This is a genomic window from Aegicerativicinus sediminis, assembly GCF_015476115.1.
GTDB lineage: Bacteria > Bacteroidota > Bacteroidia > Flavobacteriales > Flavobacteriaceae > Aegicerativicinus > Aegicerativicinus sediminis.
The window spans coordinates 3,690,234-3,710,026 of the sequence record NZ_CP064295.1; the positions used below are offsets into that span (position 1 = coordinate 3,690,234).

The 19,793-nt window shown below is 36.2% G+C and carries 23 protein-coding genes; 17 read left to right on the top strand and 6 right to left on the bottom strand.

Annotated features, from left to right (window positions below; translation table 11 throughout):
- Positions 1-123 precede the first annotated feature (123 nt).
- Positions 124-348 (top strand): DUF2752 domain-containing protein, encoded by a 225-nt coding sequence (locus tag ISU00_RS15835; protein WP_394368539.1) that lies wholly within the window; start codon positions 124-126, stop codon positions 346-348.
- A gap of 9 nt (positions 349-357) precedes the next feature.
- Positions 358-696: a CCC motif membrane protein gene (locus tag ISU00_RS15840; RefSeq protein WP_228851650.1), complete on the top strand. Its 339-nt coding sequence runs from the start codon at positions 358-360 to the stop codon at positions 694-696.
- Positions 697-741: 45 nt separating this feature from the next.
- Here ISU00_RS15840 and rocD read toward each other — a convergent pair whose 3' ends face one another.
- Complete coding sequence (gene rocD, locus ISU00_RS15845; RefSeq protein WP_228851651.1) at positions 742-1,983, bottom strand: ornithine--oxo-acid transaminase; 1,242 nt, start codon at positions 1,981-1,983, stop codon at positions 742-744.
- Positions 1,984-2,116: 133 nt separating this feature from the next.
- Here rocD and rlmD point away from each other — a divergent pair, with 133 nt between their 5' ends.
- The 5 genes from rlmD to ISU00_RS15870 all read left to right on the top strand — a co-directional run bounded on the left by rlmD (position 2,117) and on the right by ISU00_RS15870 (position 6,025).
- On the top strand, positions 2,117-3,526 hold the full coding sequence (gene rlmD, locus ISU00_RS15850) for a 23S rRNA (uracil(1939)-C(5))-methyltransferase RlmD (protein WP_228853748.1): 1,410 nt from the start codon (positions 2,117-2,119) through the stop codon (positions 3,524-3,526).
- A gap of 24 nt (positions 3,527-3,550) precedes the next feature.
- On the top strand, positions 3,551-4,096 hold the full coding sequence (locus ISU00_RS15855) for a DUF6452 family protein (protein WP_228851652.1): 546 nt from the start codon (positions 3,551-3,553) through the stop codon (positions 4,094-4,096).
- Positions 4,062-4,808, top strand: a complete 747-nt coding sequence (locus ISU00_RS15860; RefSeq protein WP_228851653.1) for a DUF6048 family protein — start codon at positions 4,062-4,064, stop codon at positions 4,806-4,808. Before ISU00_RS15855 ends, ISU00_RS15860 begins: the two co-directional genes overlap by 35 nt.
- Before the next feature lie 54 nt (positions 4,809-4,862).
- Positions 4,863-5,393, top strand: coding sequence for a DinB family protein (locus tag ISU00_RS15865; protein ID WP_228851654.1), 531 nt, complete (start codon positions 4,863-4,865; stop codon positions 5,391-5,393).
- Positions 5,394-5,491: 98 nt separating this feature from the next.
- Positions 5,492-6,025, top strand: a complete 534-nt coding sequence (locus tag ISU00_RS15870) for a lipid-binding SYLF domain-containing protein (protein WP_228851655.1) — start codon at positions 5,492-5,494, stop codon at positions 6,023-6,025.
- 67 nt (positions 6,026-6,092) lie between these two features.
- Here the strand turns inward: ISU00_RS15870 and ISU00_RS15875 are convergent, their stop codons facing one another.
- Positions 6,093-7,250: a THUMP domain-containing class I SAM-dependent RNA methyltransferase gene (locus ISU00_RS15875; RefSeq protein WP_228851656.1), complete on the bottom strand. Its 1,158-nt coding sequence runs from the start codon at positions 7,248-7,250 to the stop codon at positions 6,093-6,095.
- A 112-nt stretch (positions 7,251-7,362) separates the two neighbouring features.
- On the opposite strand from ISU00_RS15875, the gene ISU00_RS15880 reads away from it, so the two are divergent.
- Together ISU00_RS15880 and ISU00_RS15885 are read left to right on the top strand one after the other, a co-directional pair.
- On the top strand, positions 7,363-8,043 hold the full coding sequence (locus tag ISU00_RS15880; protein WP_228851657.1) for a ZIP family metal transporter: 681 nt from the start codon (positions 7,363-7,365) through the stop codon (positions 8,041-8,043).
- 6 nt (positions 8,044-8,049) lie between these two features.
- Positions 8,050-8,478 carry a DUF4268 domain-containing protein gene (locus tag ISU00_RS15885; protein ID WP_228851658.1) on the top strand — a complete coding sequence of 143 codons (429 nt, stop codon included), beginning with the start codon at positions 8,050-8,052 and terminating at the stop codon, positions 8,476-8,478.
- Here the strand turns inward: ISU00_RS15885 and trhA are convergent.
- Complete coding sequence (gene trhA, locus ISU00_RS15890) at positions 8,475-9,101, bottom strand: PAQR family membrane homeostasis protein TrhA (RefSeq protein WP_228851659.1); 627 nt, start codon at positions 9,099-9,101, stop codon at positions 8,475-8,477. The two genes, ISU00_RS15885 and trhA, sit on opposite strands and share 4 nt — an antisense overlap.
- Complete coding sequence (locus ISU00_RS15895; RefSeq protein WP_228851660.1) at positions 9,102-9,782, bottom strand: DUF4294 domain-containing protein; 681 nt, start codon at positions 9,780-9,782, stop codon at positions 9,102-9,104.
- A 181-nt stretch (positions 9,783-9,963) separates the two neighbouring features.
- Between ISU00_RS15895 and ISU00_RS15900 the strand changes: the two genes are divergently transcribed.
- The 8 genes from ISU00_RS15900 to ISU00_RS15935 are packed head-to-tail and all read left to right on the top strand — an operon-like array spanning position 9,964 to position 18,441.
- Complete coding sequence (locus ISU00_RS15900) at positions 9,964-11,052, top strand: M42 family metallopeptidase (RefSeq protein ID WP_228851661.1); 1,089 nt, start codon at positions 9,964-9,966, stop codon at positions 11,050-11,052.
- Between the two features lie 12 nt (positions 11,053-11,064).
- Positions 11,065-11,619 carry an NUDIX hydrolase gene (locus tag ISU00_RS15905; protein ID WP_228851662.1) on the top strand — a complete coding sequence of 185 codons (555 nt, stop codon included), beginning with the start codon at positions 11,065-11,067 and terminating at the stop codon, positions 11,617-11,619.
- A 9-nt stretch (positions 11,620-11,628) separates the two neighbouring features.
- Positions 11,629-12,309, top strand: coding sequence for a PrsW family intramembrane metalloprotease (locus ISU00_RS15910; RefSeq protein ID WP_228851663.1), 681 nt, complete (start codon positions 11,629-11,631; stop codon positions 12,307-12,309).
- A gap of 18 nt (positions 12,310-12,327) precedes the next feature.
- On the top strand, positions 12,328-14,244 hold the full coding sequence (locus ISU00_RS15915) for a DUF294 nucleotidyltransferase-like domain-containing protein (protein ID WP_228851664.1): 1,917 nt from the start codon (positions 12,328-12,330) through the stop codon (positions 14,242-14,244).
- A 2-nt stretch (positions 14,245-14,246) separates the two neighbouring features.
- Positions 14,247-14,903, top strand: a complete 657-nt coding sequence (locus ISU00_RS15920) for a 3'-5' exonuclease (RefSeq protein ID WP_228851665.1) — start codon at positions 14,247-14,249, stop codon at positions 14,901-14,903.
- A 53-nt stretch (positions 14,904-14,956) separates the two neighbouring features.
- The gene (locus tag ISU00_RS15925) at positions 14,957-15,442 is read left to right on the top strand and encodes an acetyl-CoA carboxylase biotin carboxyl carrier protein subunit (protein ID WP_228851666.1); all 486 of its coding nucleotides are present in this window, start codon (positions 14,957-14,959) and stop codon (positions 15,440-15,442) included.
- Positions 15,443-15,450: 8 nt separating this feature from the next.
- Positions 15,451-16,896, top strand: a complete 1,446-nt coding sequence (gene accC / locus ISU00_RS15930; RefSeq protein WP_228853749.1) for an acetyl-CoA carboxylase biotin carboxylase subunit — start codon at positions 15,451-15,453, stop codon at positions 16,894-16,896.
- Positions 16,897-16,899: 3 nt separating this feature from the next.
- Entirely contained in the window at positions 16,900-18,441 is a 1,542-nt protein-coding gene (locus ISU00_RS15935; RefSeq protein WP_228851667.1) for an acyl-CoA carboxylase subunit beta, read from the top strand.
- Here ISU00_RS15935 and ISU00_RS15940 read toward each other — a convergent pair whose 3' ends face one another.
- Together ISU00_RS15940 and ISU00_RS15945 are read right to left on the bottom strand one after the other, a co-directional pair.
- Positions 18,442-19,182, bottom strand: a complete 741-nt coding sequence (locus ISU00_RS15940; protein ID WP_228851668.1) for an SOS response-associated peptidase — start codon at positions 19,180-19,182, stop codon at positions 18,442-18,444.
- Complete coding sequence (locus ISU00_RS15945) at positions 19,172-19,732, bottom strand: RNA polymerase sigma-70 factor (RefSeq protein ID WP_228851669.1); 561 nt, start codon at positions 19,730-19,732, stop codon at positions 19,172-19,174. Before ISU00_RS15945 ends, ISU00_RS15940 begins: the two co-directional genes overlap by 11 nt.
- Positions 19,733-19,793 lie beyond the last annotated feature (61 nt).

Below are 19,793 nucleotides of genomic sequence, written 5' to 3' on the forward strand. Positions count from 1 at the left end.
TGAACATTAAACTTTTTTGGATGTAATTCAAATAATGATACCTTTATGATCTAAGCGAACGTTATGGCTTCTGAACAATTTATGCTTCCATGTCTCAATAAATCCCTGTTTGGTTTTGAGTGTATGGGTTGTGGGCTTCAAAGGTCATTTTGGATGTTATTTAGTGGCGATTTTGTCGGTGCATTTTATATGTATCCTGCGATTTACAGCTTAATATTACTTTTCGTGGTTGTTATTGTCAACCATTTCAAATCATTTAAATATTCCAATATTATTATAATATCACTAACAATCCTCACCGTTCTTATAATGGTGGGAAATTATATATTGAAACTTCTAAATTATTAACTTATCACTATGGAACAACAAAAACTACCAAATGCTACCATTTCCCTGGTATTAGGAATAATCTCATTTATAGCCTGCTGTTGCAGTATGGGTATAGGAGGGCTAGTCATGTCGGGAATTGCTTTCTATTTGGCACGCAAAGACGAAGCCCTGTATATGGAAAATCCAGAATTATACAGCAATTACAGTCAAGTTAAAACCGCTAAAATTGTGGCTATTGTGGGCTTGGTACTAGCAGTTATCGCATTAATTATGTCCATCTATCAGATTATGGGCGCTGGAGGCTGGGAAGGTTACATGGAACAGCAACAAGAAATTTTTGAACAAATCGGTATTCAAACCGAATAATTTCAAATAGAATATAAATTAAAAGAGGCCTGATGGCCTCTTTTCTTATTCAAATTCTTTAAGTGTATTAACTATAATAGAAACGCACTCTTTAATTTGTTCCTCTGTCATGACTAAGGGTGGTGCAAATCGTATGATGTTGCCATGGGTAGGTTTGGCTAGCAAACCATTATCTCTCAATTTTAAACAAATATTCCAAGCCGTATCCCCATCTTCATCATCATTAATTACAATAGCATTCAACAAGCCCTTGCCTCTAACCAACAATACTTTCTCAGTATTGGCGATATATTCATTTAATTCTTTTCTGAATAATTTGCCAAGATATTCGGCTTTTTCAGTCAAATTTTCATCGCGGATTACTTCCAAGGCGGCCATTCCTACAGCAGCTGCTAATGGATTCCCACCATAAGTGCTTCCATGGTTACCAGGCTTAATTACCTTCATAATCTCATTGTTTGCCAACACTGCTGATACTGGATATACCCCTCCACTTAAGGCTTTACCTAAAATAAGCATATCTGGTTTCACATTTTCATGATCTACCGCCAACAATTGGCCTGTTCTTCCGATACCCGTCTGCACCTCATCTGCGATAAACAGTATGCCATACTTTTCACATAAAGCCTTTGCCTGCCGTAAGTACCCATCGGAAGGCACATAAACACCTGCCTCACCTTGAATTGGCTCTACTAAAAAACCGGCTATTGTATCGTCTGATTTTAAGGCATTTTCTAAGGATTCTAAATCGTCATAAGGCACTTTTATAAAACCTGGAGTATACGGTCCAAAGTTTTTCCTTGCGACGGGATCGTTGGAAAATGAAATAATCGTTGTGGTTCTGCCATGAAAATTATTTTCACAAACAACAATTTTAGCTTCATTTTCATCAATGCCGTTCACCTCATAAGCCCATTTCCGGCAAATTTTTATAGCAGTTTCCACAGCTTCAGCTCCTGTATTCATAGGTAAAAGCTTATCGAACTTAAAAAACTTGCTAGCAAATTCTTCAAATCGGCCAAGCATATCGTTATAAAATGCTCGTGAGGTAAGCGTGAGTTGTTGCGCTTGTCCTACCAAGGCATTGATAATTTTTGGATGGCAATGGCCTTGATTCAAAGAAGAGTATGCGGACAGAAAATCATAATACTTCTTTCCTTCTGCATCCCAAACATAAACACCTTCGCCGCGACTTATAACAACTGGTAGAGGGTGGTAATTATGCGCGCCATACTCGTTTTCAAGGTCCATCGCTTGTTGCGATGTTAAATGGTCTAAAACTGCCATTTTCTGAAATTTAAATTAAGCTTACACAATTCCTTCTTATATGGAGAGAAATCATCCAAAATTTGAGATTGCAAATTACTAATAAATGAATGGATTATTGAAGCAAACCATACAATTATCCTATTTTTGCCGCATGGCCAGAAAAGGTAAAAAACAGCATTTTTCAGAAATTGAAGTAATAGACGCAGGTGCAAAAGGGAAAAGCGTTGCAAAATCCCCAGACGGAAGGGTGGTTTTCCTTTCCAATGCAATACCTGGTGACGTTGTCGATGTTCAAACCTTTAAAAAAAGAAAGAACTTTTTTGAGGGTAAGGCGATTCACTTCCATAAACTATCAGAAAAAAGAACTGATCCCAAATGCCAACATTTTGGCACATGCGGTGGTTGCAAATGGCAGCATATGGGATACGAGCATCAGCTCTATTACAAACAAAAAGAAGTTGAAAACAACCTAAAACGCATTGGCCACCTAGAACTTCCTGAAATTTCACCTATTCTCAGATCAGACAAAATTTATTTTTACAGGAATAAAATGGAATTTTCCTTCAGCAACAATCGTTGGATTACTGAAGAAGAATCACGTTCAGGACAGATTATTGAAGAAAAAAACGCTCTTGGTTTTCACATACCTGGAATGTGGGATAAAATATTAGATATTGAAAAGTGTTGGCTACAAGAAGACCCAAGCAATGCCATCAGAAATTCTATAAAAACTTACGCCTTAGAGCATAATTTGGAATTTTTTGATGTTAAACGCCAAGAAGGGCTTTTGCGAACACTTATGATAAGAACAAGCTCCACTGGCGAAATAATGGTTCTGCTACAATTCTTTAAGGAAGATAAGTTGCAGCGGGAAGGTTTACTTAATTTTCTGATCGAATCGTTTCCTGAAATTACGTCTCTGTTATATGTTATCAATTCTAAGGCAAATGATACAATATATGACCAAGAGGTAATTTGCTATTATGGACGGGATTATATTTTAGAACAAATGGAAGATTTGCAGTTTAAAATAACTGCAAAGTCGTTTTACCAAACAAACTCTGAGCAGGCTAATAACCTTTATAAGGTTACACGTAATTTTGCCGACTTAAAAGGCGATGAAATTGTGTTCGATCTGTATACTGGAACAGGAACCATTGCCCAATTTGTCGCTTCCAAAGCCAAAAAAGTTGTTGGTGTTGAGGCAGTTCCAGAAGCAATTGAAGCCGCAAAAGAAAATGCCAAGGCAAACAACATCACCAACACCCAATTTTATGTAGGTGATATGAAAGAAGTGTTTACAGATCAATTTATTAAACAACATGGACAACCTGATATTATAATTACTGATCCGCCTCGGGATGGTATGCACCCAGCGGTTGTGGAACAACTTATTAAAATAGCACCCGAAAAAATTGTATATGTCAGCTGCAACAGTGCAACACAAGCAAGAGATTTGGCGTTAATGAAAGAGAATTATATAATTGAGAAAGTGCAGCCAGTGGATATGTTTCCTCAGACCTTCCATGTAGAAAATGTTGTACTTTTGAAACGAATTTAGATTGCTACAAAGCAGCCTCAATACATGAGAATTTTTCCATCAAACTTATTTTCAGCTTCCAATAGAAATTTGCTAAAGGCCTTCTTAGCATTGATTATTTTAGGCTTCATCATTGTTCTATATAATTGTGAACGTGATGATATCTGTAGTTCTGCCACCCCTACTACACCCCATTTAATTATCCGTTTTTTTGATATTGACAATCAAGATGCAGGCAAGACAGTTAATGATTTAACCATTTTTGGTGAAGGGTCTGAGATACCAATTTACAATTTAGCAGATATAGATTCAATTGCCCTGCCATTGAATATTGAGGGAGAAGGAATTTCAACAACAACTAAATTTCAATTTATTCAAGATGCCGCAAATAACCCGAATATAGATGAAATCGAGGTTACCTATACTCCTGAATTCGTATATGTTTCTCGAGCATGTGGATATAAAAGCATCTTTAACGACCTTCAGATTAGAATAATTTCAGAAGGTATTGAAAATTGGGTACGTCTATCTGAAATAATTTATTCAACCGTTGACAATGAAACAGAAGCACACGTTTATCTCTTTCATTAGTCTTGTATTATTGGTGATTACCACCAATATTGGATACGGACAATCAGATACCTTAACAGTGGCTAATGATACCATAGTTTATAAAGTTAGATATGGCCTAAGGCTTGGTGGTGATTTGAGCAAAATTGCTCGAACACTAATTGAAGAAGGTTATACTGGTTTCGAAATTCAAGGCGATTATCGTTTGACACGAAATCTTTACTTAGCAGGTGAAATTGGAACAGAGGATAAGGAAACTGAAACTGATTATTTAACCGTTAATACAACAGGTAGTTATTTCAAGGCGGGAGTAGATTACAATTTTTATACAAACTGGCTCGATATGGATAATCTTATTTATGGTGGTCTTCGTGCTGGGCTTAGTAGTTTTAAACAAAACTTAACTAGTTATACCATTTATAACACCGACCAATATTGGGACAATCCATACACCAACACAGATGGGCCTGAATTTAGTGGCCTTTCTGCAATATGGACCGAATTAATCATAGGTTTAAAGGCCGAGATTTTACGTAATTTGTATATGGGTATTAATGTTCAGTTCAAGTACTTATTAACCAATGATGAACCCCCCAATTTTGAGAACATTTATATTCCGGGTTATAATAGGACTTATGACAGCGGTAGAATAGGCTTTGGATATGGGTATAACATCTCCTATTTAGTGCCAATTTTCAAAAAGGATAAAAAGGTTAAGCAACAAACTCCTTAAAGACTTTTTAAATTTTCCCAAAAATGATTACTTTTTATTCATTATTCTCCAATAATGGAAAAAGAAGAGATTGCTTTATTAATCAAAAAGAAAAACGATATCCTAATTGAGTATTTAACCAATCAGGATGATGAATTATGGGAAGCAGGACCAAAAGGAAAATGGTCTACTGGAGGCCATGCAAAACATTTGTTACAAGCGATAAAACCTGTAAATTTTGCCCTTAGCCTACCTCGTATTGTTTTAAAATCAAGGTTCGGCACCACAAACAGGCCCTTGCGAAACTACGATGAAATAATTTCAAGATACCTTCAGAAATTAGAAGATCAACCAAATGCTACATTTGGACCTTCAAAAAATATGAAAACACCTCCGTTAAAAGATAAATTTTACTTTATAGATCGGCTTCAAATGGAACACATGAAACTTGTCTATAAAACCCGGCATCTGTCTGACAAAAATTTAGATGAACTTGTATTACCTCACCCATTAATGGGGAAAATGCCTATCAGAGAAATGTTGCAGTGGACAGCGTATCATATTGAGCACCACACGAATATTTTAAAAAAGTCATATACCCCATAAACGTTAAATTTCTGCAAAAAGTCGACCTCAACCGCATAATTCTTGCAAACCAAATACGTAACTTTATAGGGCTATTTAATTAATTAAAAACCCTCAATATGAAAACGTTGAAACCAATTATGTTAATGCTGGTTATTGGATTGTTAACCTTCTCAATGTCAGCGCAAAACAAAAAAGACAAAAAGGTTATTAAAGATGCTGAAGCTGCTAAAGAATTGTTATTAAAGGAAAGCCCGAGTCTAAAAAAATATTTTAACACTGCGGCTGGTTATGTTATTTTTCCAAATGTTGGCAAAGGAGGCTTTATAGTGGGTGGTGCTTCGGGTAACGGAGTTCTATACCAAGGCGGAAAAAAGCAAGGAATGGCCGGTGTAAAAGAATTGAATATAGGATTACAAGCAGGTGGACAAGCCCTAATTGAAGTTATTTTCTTTGAAACTTCAAAAGAGGTTAAACATTTTAAAGAGGGGAATTTTGCCTTCGATGCAGGAGTTTCAGCCGTTGCATTGAAATCTGGAGAAACCTTCGATGCTAAATATGATGACGGGGTCGCTGTATTTACTCATACAAAAGGTGGGTTAATGGCAGAAGCATCTGTAGGCGGTCAAAAATTTGATTACAAGGCTTTTTAATGTAAACCTTTAATAATTAAGAAAGGCTGTTCACATCTGAACAGCCTTTCTTAATTATGGAGGAAATTTAATCTTGGTACTTAGCTTTTTTACTTCCCTCATAGATTTTATAATTCACTAATCTAGATTCTAACTTGGCATTGAAAACCTTAATTTTTCGTGAAGGACGTAACCCTACATGCTTTAAGGCATCTAAATTTGAGGTTATAAACCAAGCATCCGTATTAGTATAACTTTTCTTTAAAGTATCACCAATTGCTGCATAAAATGACTCCATTTCTATCGACAATCGCTCCCCATATGGAGGATTAAAAAGCATATGTAAAGGGCCTTGTGTATTCTTTTCAGATTTAAAAAAATCTTCATGCTCAACTGTAATAAATTCTTCAAGGTTTGCATTAGCTATATTGCCCTTGGCCTTTGCTATTGCCGAAGGAGATTTGTCATAGCCAACTAATTTATAATGAAAATCACGAACCTTTTTCAACAAGGATTCCTCAATTGTTTCAAACAAATCCACATCCCAATCTTGCCAACGTTCAAAGGCAAACTCCTTTCGCATTAAATTAGGGGGAATATTACAAGCAATCATAGCAGCCTCTATAAGAATCGTACCACTACCACACATGGGATCCAAAAAATTAGATTTACCATCCCAACCAGAAAGCAATAACAAGCCAGCAGCTAGTACTTCATTTATGGGTGCAATATTCGTGGCTGTTTTGTAACCACGTTGATGCAAGGATTCTCCAGAGGTATCCAAAGAAATGGTACAAACTTGTTTATCTATATGTACATTAATTTTTAATGAGGGATACCTTAAATCGATATTGGGCCGATTTCCCCTTACATCACGAATTTTATCTACGATAGCATCTTTGGTTTTTAAAGCAATAAATTTTGAGTGCTTAAATTGATTTGAGTTAACTGTTGCATCTACAGCCAAAGTTCCGTTATCAGGTATCAGAGCTGCCCAGTCCAATTTGTAAACTTGTTTATATAAATCATCCTCATTAAAAACCCTAAATGTTTTTATTGGTTTAAGAATTTTAATGGCGGTGCGAAGAGCCAAATTAGCCTTGTACATAAACCCTTTATCACCAACAAAACTAACGCTACGCACTCCTTTATTAATATCCATGGCCCCTAGTTGCAAAAGTTCTTTTGCTAGGATATCTTCAAAACCAAACATTGTTTTGGCCAGCATATTAAAATTGTCATTCATCTTATTATCCCTTTGGTGCCAAAAATACGCTATTTTTGGGGGATTTTTAGCCGGTACATTAGCTTATAAATATTTGAAAGGCTTTAAAAATTGAATAATCTTTAATGAAATAATGGAAGGATCTTTCATCTACATTTTACCAATATTGGCGGTAATTATTGGGGTTTTAATAACCTTGTTTCTAGGAAAAAACAAATCGCTTTTCACTAAGTTATTGTTGCCATTTAGTGGTGCCTTCTTACTGGCACTCACCCTTTTCGATTTACTGCCTCATGTTTATGAATCCTTAGATGCTAAAACCACCGGTCTTTTGATTATGATCGGTATTTTAATTCAAATTGTTTTGGAATTCTTTTCTAAAGGTGCGGAGCATGGCCACATTCATTTGGAACACACCCACACTTTTCCTTGGCTATTGTTTTTAAGTCTCTGCGCCCACAGTTTACTAGAAGGTTTTCCAATTTCTGAATCGAATACAATGGTTTATGGAATATTAATCCATAAAATCCCTATCGCTGCCGTAATGACCGTTCTAATGCTTCATACAAATTGTAAAAAATGGCAGGTATGGACTTTTCTAATTTTATTTGCCTTAATGACTCCCCTAGGAACTTTTCTAGGAACAGAATCGGGTATTTTTACTGAATATCTTATCTATATTAATGCCATCGTCATTGGTATATTTTTGCATATTTCAACCACTATAATTTTTGAAACTGGCAAAGATCACAGTTTCAATCTATCCAAATTATTGGCTGTTATTTTAGGTTTTTTAATTGCTTATTTCTTATAAACAATAGTGTTTAGCAAAGAAGAATCTAGAAAATTACGGCAGGAGTTTTGGACTAGCTTTGGAAAATCCTTTCCAAGGAAATGGATTTTGTATGATACCAAAATTAAGGGATTTAGTTTCAAATTTCATTTTGACAACAAATCTGCTCTAGTGGCTTTGGATATTGAGGATGATTTGGAAAACCGGATAAAATATTGGGAACGATTGATTGCCTTGAAGTCAATTTTGATAGAAGAATTTTTACCTAATGCCATTTTCGACGAAATGTTTATACTAGAAAACGGTAAAGAAATTTCACGAATCTATATTCCTCTAGAGGAAAAGGTATCGATCCATAACAAAAACTCTTGGCAACAGGTTATGGTGTTCTTCAATTCAACCATGACAAAATTTGAAGAATTTTTTCTTGAATATGAGGATATTTTAAATGCCTAGACTACGTAACGGAAGATCATCAGAAAATGGCAAATAGCTCCTCCTAAAACACATAAATGCCATATGACATGATTAAAAGGAATTTTTTCAATCGCATAAAAGACTACTCCTAGAGTATAAAAAGCCCCACCTGCAAATAACAAATTCATCCCTCCTTGTGGCATTAAGAGCGATAGTTCATTATAGTCTATCACAACCAACCAACCCATGACCAAATAAAGTATTAATGAAAATGCTTCAAAACGACCGGTGAAGAATATTTTTAAAAGTAATCCAAAAGCCGCTATAGCCCAAACTAAACTGAATAACAGCCATCCCTTACTCTCCGCCAAGGTTATTAAGGTTACAGGAGTATAAGTACCAGCAATTAATAGGTAAATGCTGATGTGGTCTAATTTCCTATAAAGTTGCTTTTTACGTCCCTCCGCCACCGAATGGTATAAAGCGGATGCAGAGAAGAGAATAATAATGGAAATCCCATAAACAATAACACTAGCTAAACTGTAAGGATGTTTATTCGAGGTATAAACTATCAATAAAATAAGCCCAATCAATCCTAAAAAAGCCCCGAGACCGTGACTCCAAGCGTTTAATTTTTCTTCTAATGCCGTTTGGCTCCTCACCTAGTTCGTTTTGGTAATGTTAGAGGCCAACCATTTATCAGTAAGATCATAATAATCTATGTCGAATGCCGGATTTTGGCGCTTAAGCTGCCCACTTTGGAATGCACGCTGTAATATATCTTCAATTAAAAAATCTTCTTTTACCTCCAGAGGTTTATATTCTTCTTTCAATGAGATATTAAATAATTGGGCCGTACTATTATACCAAAAAGCTCGCCAACCATTTCTTAGGTTTTTTACCAAATCGAATGTTGTTTCCCCTGTTTGCCTATAAATTAATTTAACGAGTATCTGTCCTTCTGTTCGTGTGAGTTTCTTTAACTCGGCAGAAAATTCCTCTTCTATATATTTTTGAATAATTTTTGCATAAGCCTTCCGTTCACTTTTGCGCTCCAACATCCCTAAACGCTCGTTAAGCGCTTTTAATCGTTCTGCAGCCAGTTTAGCGTATGGATAAACTTTTATGGTTTTCCTTTTTAGTATAAGATAGCGAATACGATCATTTTTACTGTCAAACTGCAATTTTTGCAGTAATAAGACCTCATCTAAATCTATGGCAGTTTTGGGTATGGAATCCCCTTCAACAATTATCCATTCGACTTCTGTACTATCTTGAGGAATAGATTGTTGTGCATTTGCTGTTAAAGCAAAAAATACTATGATAAATAGCAAATATTTCATGTGCAATAGGCATTGCCAAAATCATTCCAAACCTACAAATTTTTTGAACTGAACGATAATCCGCAATCATTATTTGTTTTTTTTTAACGTTGCCTATTATTGTTGCCGTCCTTGGCGATTTATGAAGTTATATAACTGCAAATTCTATCACTTATTACTATTTTTATACAAAATTTGATACATGGCAAAAAAGAAGGTCTTAAACAAAAAATCATTAGAATTCCTGAAAAATTACCTGAACAATGCGGCGCCTACCGGTTACGAATGGGATGGACAAAAATTGTGGATGGAATATCTAAAACCTTATGTAGATACTTTTATCACTGACACATATGGGTCTGCTGTAGGTGTTATAAACCCTAAAGCGAAATACAAGGTTGTTATTGAAGGACATGCTGACGAGATTTCTTGGTACGTCAATTACATCTCTGACAACGGGCTGCTGTATGTCATTAGAAATGGTGGTAGCGACCATCAAATTGCACCAAGTAAAATCGTAAATATCCATACCAAGAATGGAATTGTAAAAGGAGTCTTTGGCTGGCCTGCCATTCATACACGAGACAAATCTAAAGAGGAACCCCCGAAACCTGAAAACATATTTATAGATATTGGATGTAGCACCAAGGAGGAAGTTGAAAAAATGGGAGTACATGTCGGCTGTGTAATAACTTACCCAGACGAGTTCCACATCCTTAATGACAACAAATTTGTATGTAGAGCCTTGGATAATCGTATGGGAGGGTTTATGATTGCGGAGGTTGCCCGACTGCTCTCAGAAAATAAAAAGAAATTACCTTTCGGTCTATATATAACCAATTCCGTTCAAGAGGAAATAGGTTTGCGTGGTGCTGAAATGATCACACAAACAATTAAACCAAATGTGGCCATTGTTACTGATGTTACGCACGATACCACCACCCCAATGATTGACAAAAAGAAAGAGGGGCATCTTGAATTGGGTAAAGGTCCGGTGGTAGCATACGCCCCTGCAGTTCAACAAAAATTGCGTGATTTAGTAACCGAAACGGCTGAAAAGAATAAAATTCCTTTTCAACGTTCTGCATTGTCTAGAGCTACTGGAACAGATACAGATGCCTTCGCTTACAGCAACGGTGGTGTTGCCTCAGCACTAATATCATTGCCGTTACGATATATGCATACAACTGTTGAAATGGTGCACCAAGATGACGTTGAAAATGTAATTCGCCTGATTTACGAAACTTTATTAAATATAAAAGACGGCCAATCATTTAGTTATTTTGATTAACCTTTTAATGTTTTGGAAGACGAGCTAATTGACATTACAGATGAAAACGGAAATCCATTAGGTAAGGCCGTTCCTAAATCTGAAATTCATAAAAATGGGTTGTACCACCATACAGCCCATTTGTGGCTTTATACTCATGATAAAAACATTCTGTTGCAGCAAAGGGCTGCTTCAAAAAGTATTTGTCCACTTATGTGGGACGTTTCGGTCGCTGGACATGTAGATGCCGGTGAAACGGTAGAGCATGCAGCAGCTAGGGAATGTTTCGAGGAGCTAGGTCTCAAAGTGAATACCTCAGATTTTGAAAAAGTTGGAATTTTCCCATGTTTTCAAACCTATGACAATGGTATTAAGGATTTTGAGTTCCACAATACGTTTATTTGCCAATTTGAAGATCCCATTTCAGAGTTACAAATCGACCCTATTGAGGTTGAAAATATTAAACTGGTAAATTTCATAGAATTCGAGCACCTACTTGAACATAGTGGTAATAACAACCATTTTGTACCTTCAAACAGGAAATATTATGAAACTGTATTGCAATCCATACGCAATAAATTTAATTGAGGCTGAAATATGACTCTACTCCTCTTGGCAATAGCGCCTGTGTCGATAATAATGATCTTTATTTACATAATGGATCTTTATGAAAAAGAACCCTTAAGGCTAATATTGTCGCATTTCACCCTGGGAGCCCTTGTAAGTGTTATGATTTCCACTATAATGTATTTAATATTTGATTGGTTTGTCCCTTTGCCAAATGATGAAAGTATAATTCAACTATTAGTAAAAGCATTTGTAGTGGTAGGGTTTACTGAGGAGTTCAGTAAATACATAATTGTGAGATTTTATAGTCAACGGAAATTTGAATTTAATGAGCCCTATGATGGCATTATGTATGCAGTGCTAGTGTCAATGGGTTTTGCGGCAACTGAAAACATTTTGTACGTTCTACAGGGCGGTATGGAAGTAGCCATTATCAGAGCTTTTACTGCAGTACCAGCACATGCGATATTTGCGATTATGATGGGATATTTTATGGGAAAGGCAAAATTTTCAAAACATAGGGTTTTCAACAACCTATTAGGACTTTCATTAGCCATAATTTTCCATGGAGCATATGACTTTTTCTTATTCATAGATTTTATCCCAGGTTTTTGGATTGGCGCCATTGTATCCTTGGTAATTGGCATAATTTTATCCGTTAGAGCCATTAGAAAACATCAAAGGAATAGTTTGTTCAAAATGGATTCTTAGTTCTCTTTAAAACATTCTATGAAAAATACAATAGCACAAAGAATTGCAGATTTTCTAAAGGATTTCCCGCCCTTCGACCGGCTTACACCTACCCAAAACCTATTTATCGCTCAAAACATTACTGTAAAATATCTAGATAAAAACTCGTTTATATTTGATGCAAAGACACCACTACAACCTCATTTTTATGTAATTAATAAGGGAGCAGTTTTGTTGCAGACAGAGATAAACGGGGTTGATAAACAGCTTAATAAATATGATGAAGGGGATATTTTTGGATTAAGGGCAATTTTTGCAAAAGAGAGTTATTCAATGACAGCCATCGCTGAGGAGGATACAATCCTGTATTGCATCCCCATCGAGATTTTTAGGCCACTTGCAGAGAATAACAGAGCCGTCGGCCAGTTTTTAATTGAAAGTTTTGCCTCCAATACAGAATTCCCATTTTCAACCACCCAACAAGAAACCTTATTTGGTAATGCGACTGGGCAAATTGAAATGAGTGAAGAACTTTTTGAGTTGCAACCTACCGATTACATAAAAAAAGTCGTTACTGCTTCACCAGATATGGAAATACGAAAGGTGGCCGAGAAAATGACTGAAAAAAACATTGGTTCAATTGTTATTACAGAAAAAGGTTTACCTATAGGAATTATAACTGACAAAGATTTAAGAAACAATGTGGCTACCGGTAAGTTTGGAATAGATGCTCCAGCCAAGGATGTAATGAGCTCACCTGTATTGTGTTATACTAAGAGTATTTCTATTGCCCAGGCTCAATTAAGCATGATGAAACATCAAGTGGGGCACCTTTGTATAACCGAAGATGGAACCCCGAATACTAAATTAATAGGAATTGTTGCCCAAAATGATATAATCGTTAAGAAAGGCAGCAATCCAACCATTTTGATGAAGGCCATTAGCAGAACCAATTCTACCAAAGAATTAAGGAGAATTAGGAAAAAAACCATGCTTCTTTTAAAGGGTTATATCAATCAAAATATTCCAATGACCCTTATAATGCGCATCATGTTTGAACTGAATGATGCCACCATTAAACATGTTATAAAGCGCTGTTTAAAAAAAATGGACTCCCCTCCTCCTGTTCCTTTCGCCTGGATGTCTTTGGGAAGTCAAGGTCGGAAAGAACAGCTTTTGCATACAGACCAAGACAATGCCATAATTTTTCAAAATGTTCCAGATGAAACTATTGACGAAGTCCGTTCTTATTTTTTGAAACTTGCTAAAAAAGTAAATAAGCGACTAGATATAATTGGCTTTGATTTTTGTCCTGGTGACATGATGGCTAAAAATCCTAACTGGTGTTTAAGTCTCGATGAATGGAAACATCAATTCACAAAATGGACAACAGACACAGGAAACGATGAAATTTTACTTTGCTCTATCTTTTTTGACTTCGATATCACCTATGGAGATGCAACTTTGACAAGTAAATTGGCAGATCATATTTTTGAAATAACCAGGAACAATCAAATATTCTTGTCGAAACTTGCTGCCAGTGCACTAAGAAGTCCTTCACCTTTTGGATTTTTTAGACAATTTTTGGTGGAACAAGATGGCGAATACAAAGACCATTTCGATCTAAAAAAACGTGGACTGATGCCTATAACAGATGCCGGCCGCGTTCTAGCAATTTCCTATCGCTTGAAAAATATTAATAATACAGCTGAGCGTTTTGAAGAATTGGCTAGAATTGTACCAGAAAATGAAGAACTCTTCCTTTCTTGCTCCTATACTTCAAAAGCTTTGTTGAAATTCAGGACAAAACATGGCCTAATTAACAACGATAGTGGTCGATTTATTGAATTGGAGACTCTTACAAAAGAGGAAAAAATGAAATTGAAACGTTGTTTTAAAACAATAGGAAATGTTCAAGAATTAATTAAAGTTAAATTCAACGTTCAAAATTTCTAAAAATGTCGAGTTGGTTTTCAAAAAATACCTATCCAAAATATTGGCTCGATTATTTAGAAAATTTCAAAAATCCGCTACCGAAGACCATTAGAGAGAACCGTTTTGTGGTAATTGATACCGAAACCACAGGATTTCACTTAGATTTAGATAGAATACTGAGTATTGGCGCGGTAATCATTGAAGACTTGGAGATAAAGGTCTCAGAAGGGATGGAGGTTTATGTAAAGCAAGATAAATTTAATCCTGAAACAGTAGAAATTCATGGTTTATTGAGAAATGAAAAGGTTAAAACCATTACCGAAGAAGAATCCCTGAAATTATTTTTAGATTTCATTGGTAACTCAATCATTGTTGCGCATCATGCCCAATTTGACATTGGTATGATAAATTCAGCACTCAACCGAAGAGGATTGCCCAATCTAAAGAATAAATTAATTGACACTGTCGATATGTACCGGGCAACCCAAATTAAATCTAACCTTATTTACAAACGGAAAACTTATAAATTAGATGATATAGCTTACGATTATGGCATAGATCTTTCTGACCGGCATACAGCTGCAGGCGACGCTTTTATAACAGCTTTGATATTTTTAAGAACCGTCAATAAATTAATGGCCAAGCCAAAATTTAATCTAAAAAAATTGTTGAAACTCTAGGATCACTCCATTCCATACATTAATCGTATCTTTAACAGATAACTTTTTATTACATGAAAATTGTTTCTGCGACTGTGGATGACCACCATAAGATTGACCTAGAAAATCATCCGCAAAAGACTCCAGATATCCTCAAAATTGATGAATCTACTTATCATATTATCCATGATTCCAAGTCGATTAAAATTGATATTATCCAGAGCGACATCCTTAATAAAACTTACAAATTAAGGTTAAATCATAAAATTTATAACATTCAATTAGAAAGTGACTTAGATGTGTTAATTGAACAGTTAGGTTTAACTACAGATCAAGCTAAATCTATCGATAAAATAGTCGCTCCTATGCCTGGTTTAATTTTACAAATTATGGCTGAAGAGGGTAATGAGGTCAATGAAGATGAACCGCTCCTAATTTTGGAAGCCATGAAAATGGAAAACGTCATTTTATCGCCTAAGTCGGGCATAATAAAATCTGTGGCAGTGAAAACCGGAAAGACGGTTGATAAAAATGACCTCCTAATTGAATTTGAAGAATAATGCATACCATAAAAAAAGTACTTATCGCTAATCGTGGTGAAATTGCGGTTAGAGTTATAAAAAGCTGCAAAAAACTTGGAATAAAAACTGTAGCAGTATATTCTGAAGCGGATCGAGATGCACTGCACGTTAAATTTGCTGATGAAGCGGTCTGTATCGGACCTCCTCCCTCCAAAGATTCTTATTTAAATGGTGATAAAATAATTGAGGTTGCTAAAGACCTGGCGGTAGATGCCATCCATCCTGGATATGGGTTTTTAAGCGAAAATGCAGATTTCGCCAAGAAGGTTGTAGACAATAATCTCGTTTTTATAGGACCAACTCCTGCTGCCATTACAACCATGGGCAGTAAACTTGCCGCTAAGGAAGCCGTTTCCCAATACGATATACCTCTTGTTCCAGGCACTGAAAATGCCATTGATGATATTGGCAAGGCAAAGGAAATAGCCAATTCAATAGGATATCCTATTTTGATTAAAGCTTCTGCTGGAGGAGGTGGAAAGGGAATGCGTATTGTTGAAAATCCAAACGATTTTGAATCTCAAATGGATCGTGCAGTAAGTGAAGCCAAGTCCGCTTTTGGTGATGGTTCTGTTTTTATTGAAAAATACATTCAATCCCCAAGGCATATAGAAATTCAAGTTTTGGCTGATAGCCATGGAAACGTTATTCATTTAGGTGAACGTGAATGCAGCATTCAAAGAAGACACCAAAAAGTAGTTGAGGAGGCACCTTCGACTTTTGTTACCAAAAAAATAAGGGAGGAAATGGGGCAAGCGGCGGTTAACGTTGCAAAATCATGTAATTATACAGGCGCTGGTACAGTTGAATTTCTGATGGATGAAAACAAGAATTTTTATTTTCTTGAAATGAATACCCGACTTCAAGTTGAACACCCTATCACCGAATTGGTTACTGGCCTAGACTTAGTTGAACTTCAAATTAAAATTGCACAAGAAGAGGTTCTTCCCCTTAGTCAAGACGATATTCAATTAAATGGCCATGCCATAGAACTTCGTGTTTATGCCGAGGATCCATATGACTCATTTCTACCGAGTATAGGCAAACTAAACACCTATAAAATTCCTGAAGGGAAAAATATTAGGGTTGACAATGGCATTGAAGAAGGCCAGACAGTTCCAATTTATTACGATCCTATGCTCGCCAAATTGATAACTTATGGTGACACAAGAGCCATGGCAATTTCGTTAATGAAGCAGGCAATTTCAATGTATAATGTTGATGGTGTTTCCACGACCTTATCGTTTGGATTATTCGTTATGGAGCACGCTGCCTTTTTGAGCGGAGATTATTCCACCAACTTTGTTGCGAATTATTTTACGAAGGACGCCATTGATAAGCATGAAGAAATGGAGCGCTTTGTGGCCACTTTTGTTGCCAGGCATCACCACCAATTAGAAATTAAAAAATTGAAGCTTCCCAAAACTGTTTAAGCTATGGACTCTAAAATAAAAACACTTCAACATAAAATTGAAAAGGCACATGATGCTGGGGGTGAGAAGAGAATTGGAAAACAGCATTCTAAAAAGAAATTAACCGCAAGAGAACGTATATCATATTTTTTAGATGAAGGTTCCTTTGAGGAAATAGGTATGTTGGTAACCCACCGCACCAAAGATTTTGGACTGGAAAATCAAATTTATTATGGTGACGGGGTGGTTACAGGCTACGGAACAGTCAATGAACGGTTAGTCTATGTATTTGCACAAGATTTTACGGTGTTTGGTGGAGCCTTGTCTGAAACGCATGCTGAAAAAATTTGCAAAATAATGGATTTGGCAATGACCGTTGGCGCACCATTAATTGGACTTAATGATTCAGGAGGGGCACGTATTCAGGAAGGAGTAAGGTCTTTGGGAGGCTATGCTGATATTTTCTACCGAAATGTAAAGGCCTCTGGAGTGATACCTCAAATTTCTGCTATTATGGGTCCATGCGCAGGTGGGGCAGTGTATTCTCCTGCTATGACTGATTTTACGATTATGGTGCAAGATTCCAGTTACATGTTTGTTACAGGGCCTAACGTTGTAAAAACTGTTACGAATGAAACAGTTACCTCCGAGGAACTTGGTGGTGCCTCAACTCATTCCGAAAAATCTGGAGTAGCACATTTAACGGCGGCAAACGATATCTTGGCTTTAGAAAAAATCAAAATCCTACTCTCCTATTTGCCCGCTAGCAATAAGGAAACTACTCCTGTATTACCTTTTGAATTGGGTGAAGAATTGAGACCTGAGCTTTCATCGATTATACCAGACAATCCTAATCATCCCTATGATATGCTTACAATTATTGAGCATATTGTGGATAAGGACTCCCTATTTGAAATTCAGGAAGATTTTGCTAAAAATATAATTATAGGTTTTGCAAGGATGGGAGGAAGAAGTGTTGGTGTTATTGCCAACAATCCGATGTTTTTGGCAGGTTGCCTTGATGTTGACAGTTCAAGAAAAGCTGCCAGATTTGTACGCTTTTGTGATAGTTTCAACATTCCTTTATTGGTTTTGGTAGATGTACCTGGTTTTTTACCCGGCACGGATCAGGAATGGAACGGAATTATCGTTCACGGGGCTAAACTTTTATATGCTTTTAGTGAGGCAACAGTTCCTAGAATTACCGTTATTACTAGAAAGGCCTACGGAGGAGCGTATGATGTGATGAATTCCAAGCACATTGGGTCTGACCTAAATTTTGCTTGGCCCTCCGCTGAAATTGCTGTTATGGGAGCTAAGGGAGCGGCAGAGATTATTTTTAAAAATGATATAGCAAATGCTGCAAATCCTGAGAAGGAATGGAAGGCCAAAGAAAAGGAATATGCTGATTTATTCGCTAACCCTTACAGTGCTGCAGAAAGAGGTTTTGTTGACGAGGTAATAATGCCCGAAGAAACCAGACGGAAAATAATCAAGGGATTTGCAATGCTTCAAAATAAAACCGTTGAAAGCCCTAAAAAAAAGCACGGAAATATTCCGCTCTAGTCAAAATAGGCTTTCCTGTAATTCGGGGTAATTAATCCTGTCTAAAATATTTGGAAAGTCTGTGTCCATTTTAGTGGAATACAAATCTTTGGAAACGGTGTAATAATCCAATTTTTCTTCAGGATAGTGTTGCTGTACTAACTTTTTAATTATCTCCATTGAAGAATCAGGGTTTAACCACTCCTCCACTCCATCTTCATTTAGAATTAATGGTTGTCGCTTTTTCTTATTGTGAATGTGTTCAAACAAGGGGGAAGCCTTCTGTGTGAGTATACTGAATGTTATGTAGGTATCAATGACATTATAAATGCCTGCCAGCGACAATAGTTCATTTTTACCTGATGAAATATAATAAGGAAAGGATTTATTCTTTTGATGGTGAGGTTCAAAAAAACCAGTAACCGGTATCACACACCTCCTAACCATTGAAGCCTCTCTATACAAATAATGCGAAAATAATTTTTCGCTTTGGGCATTTAGTCCAGAACCATATTTAACCGATTCTTTGTAATATGGTTTAATGTCCTCTGCAGTTTTACCCCCAGGCACTATTCCCCAGACACCTGGAGCGAGCAAATCTTTGCGCTCCATTGGAATTATAAGCATGTTTGGATGCGCAAAACCATTGATATGATACCGAGGTTTATCGAATATGGAGCGAAATCGCTCTTCAGCAATTTTAACCCTATAGTGTTGCTCTTTTTCCTTAACGGTCTTTGTATCGCTCGTCTTATAACACATTCGATAAAATATATATCATAAGAGAGGTTAAATTCTGGCCTAGAAATTCCCTTATTTTTTTGAAAGCAATTCCCATTTGGGCCTCAACTGTTTTAACCGAAATGTCTAGTTCTTCTGCTATTTCATTATAAGTTAGGTTTTGAATCTTACTCATAAGAAATATTTTCTGGCATTTCGGCGGTAAACTTTCTACAATCTTTTTTGCTTTTAAAATTTTGGAGGAATTAACTTCATCCATAATATTATCAATGGCCTCCTGGGTTGTTTCAAAACGTAATTGTTCCAAAAAAGCATTCTGACTTTTTGTTTTCCGATACTCGTCAATAAACTTATTATAAACGGCCCTATATAGATAAGACTTAAGGGAGGTGTTAATCTTAATTGTGTTACGATTCTGCCATAAATATAATAGCACCTCTTGTACAAGATCTTCTGCATGATCACGATCGTTGGTATAAGACATAGCAAAATAGCATAGGCTCTCATAATATTTTAAATAAATATCATTGAATCTATCTTCGTGTAATCCTAACCAATTAGCCTCTTCCATTTCTCTTTAAGGAGGTTCGCATAAGAATTTACAATACTCTAAAAAAAATATTTAAAAAAAA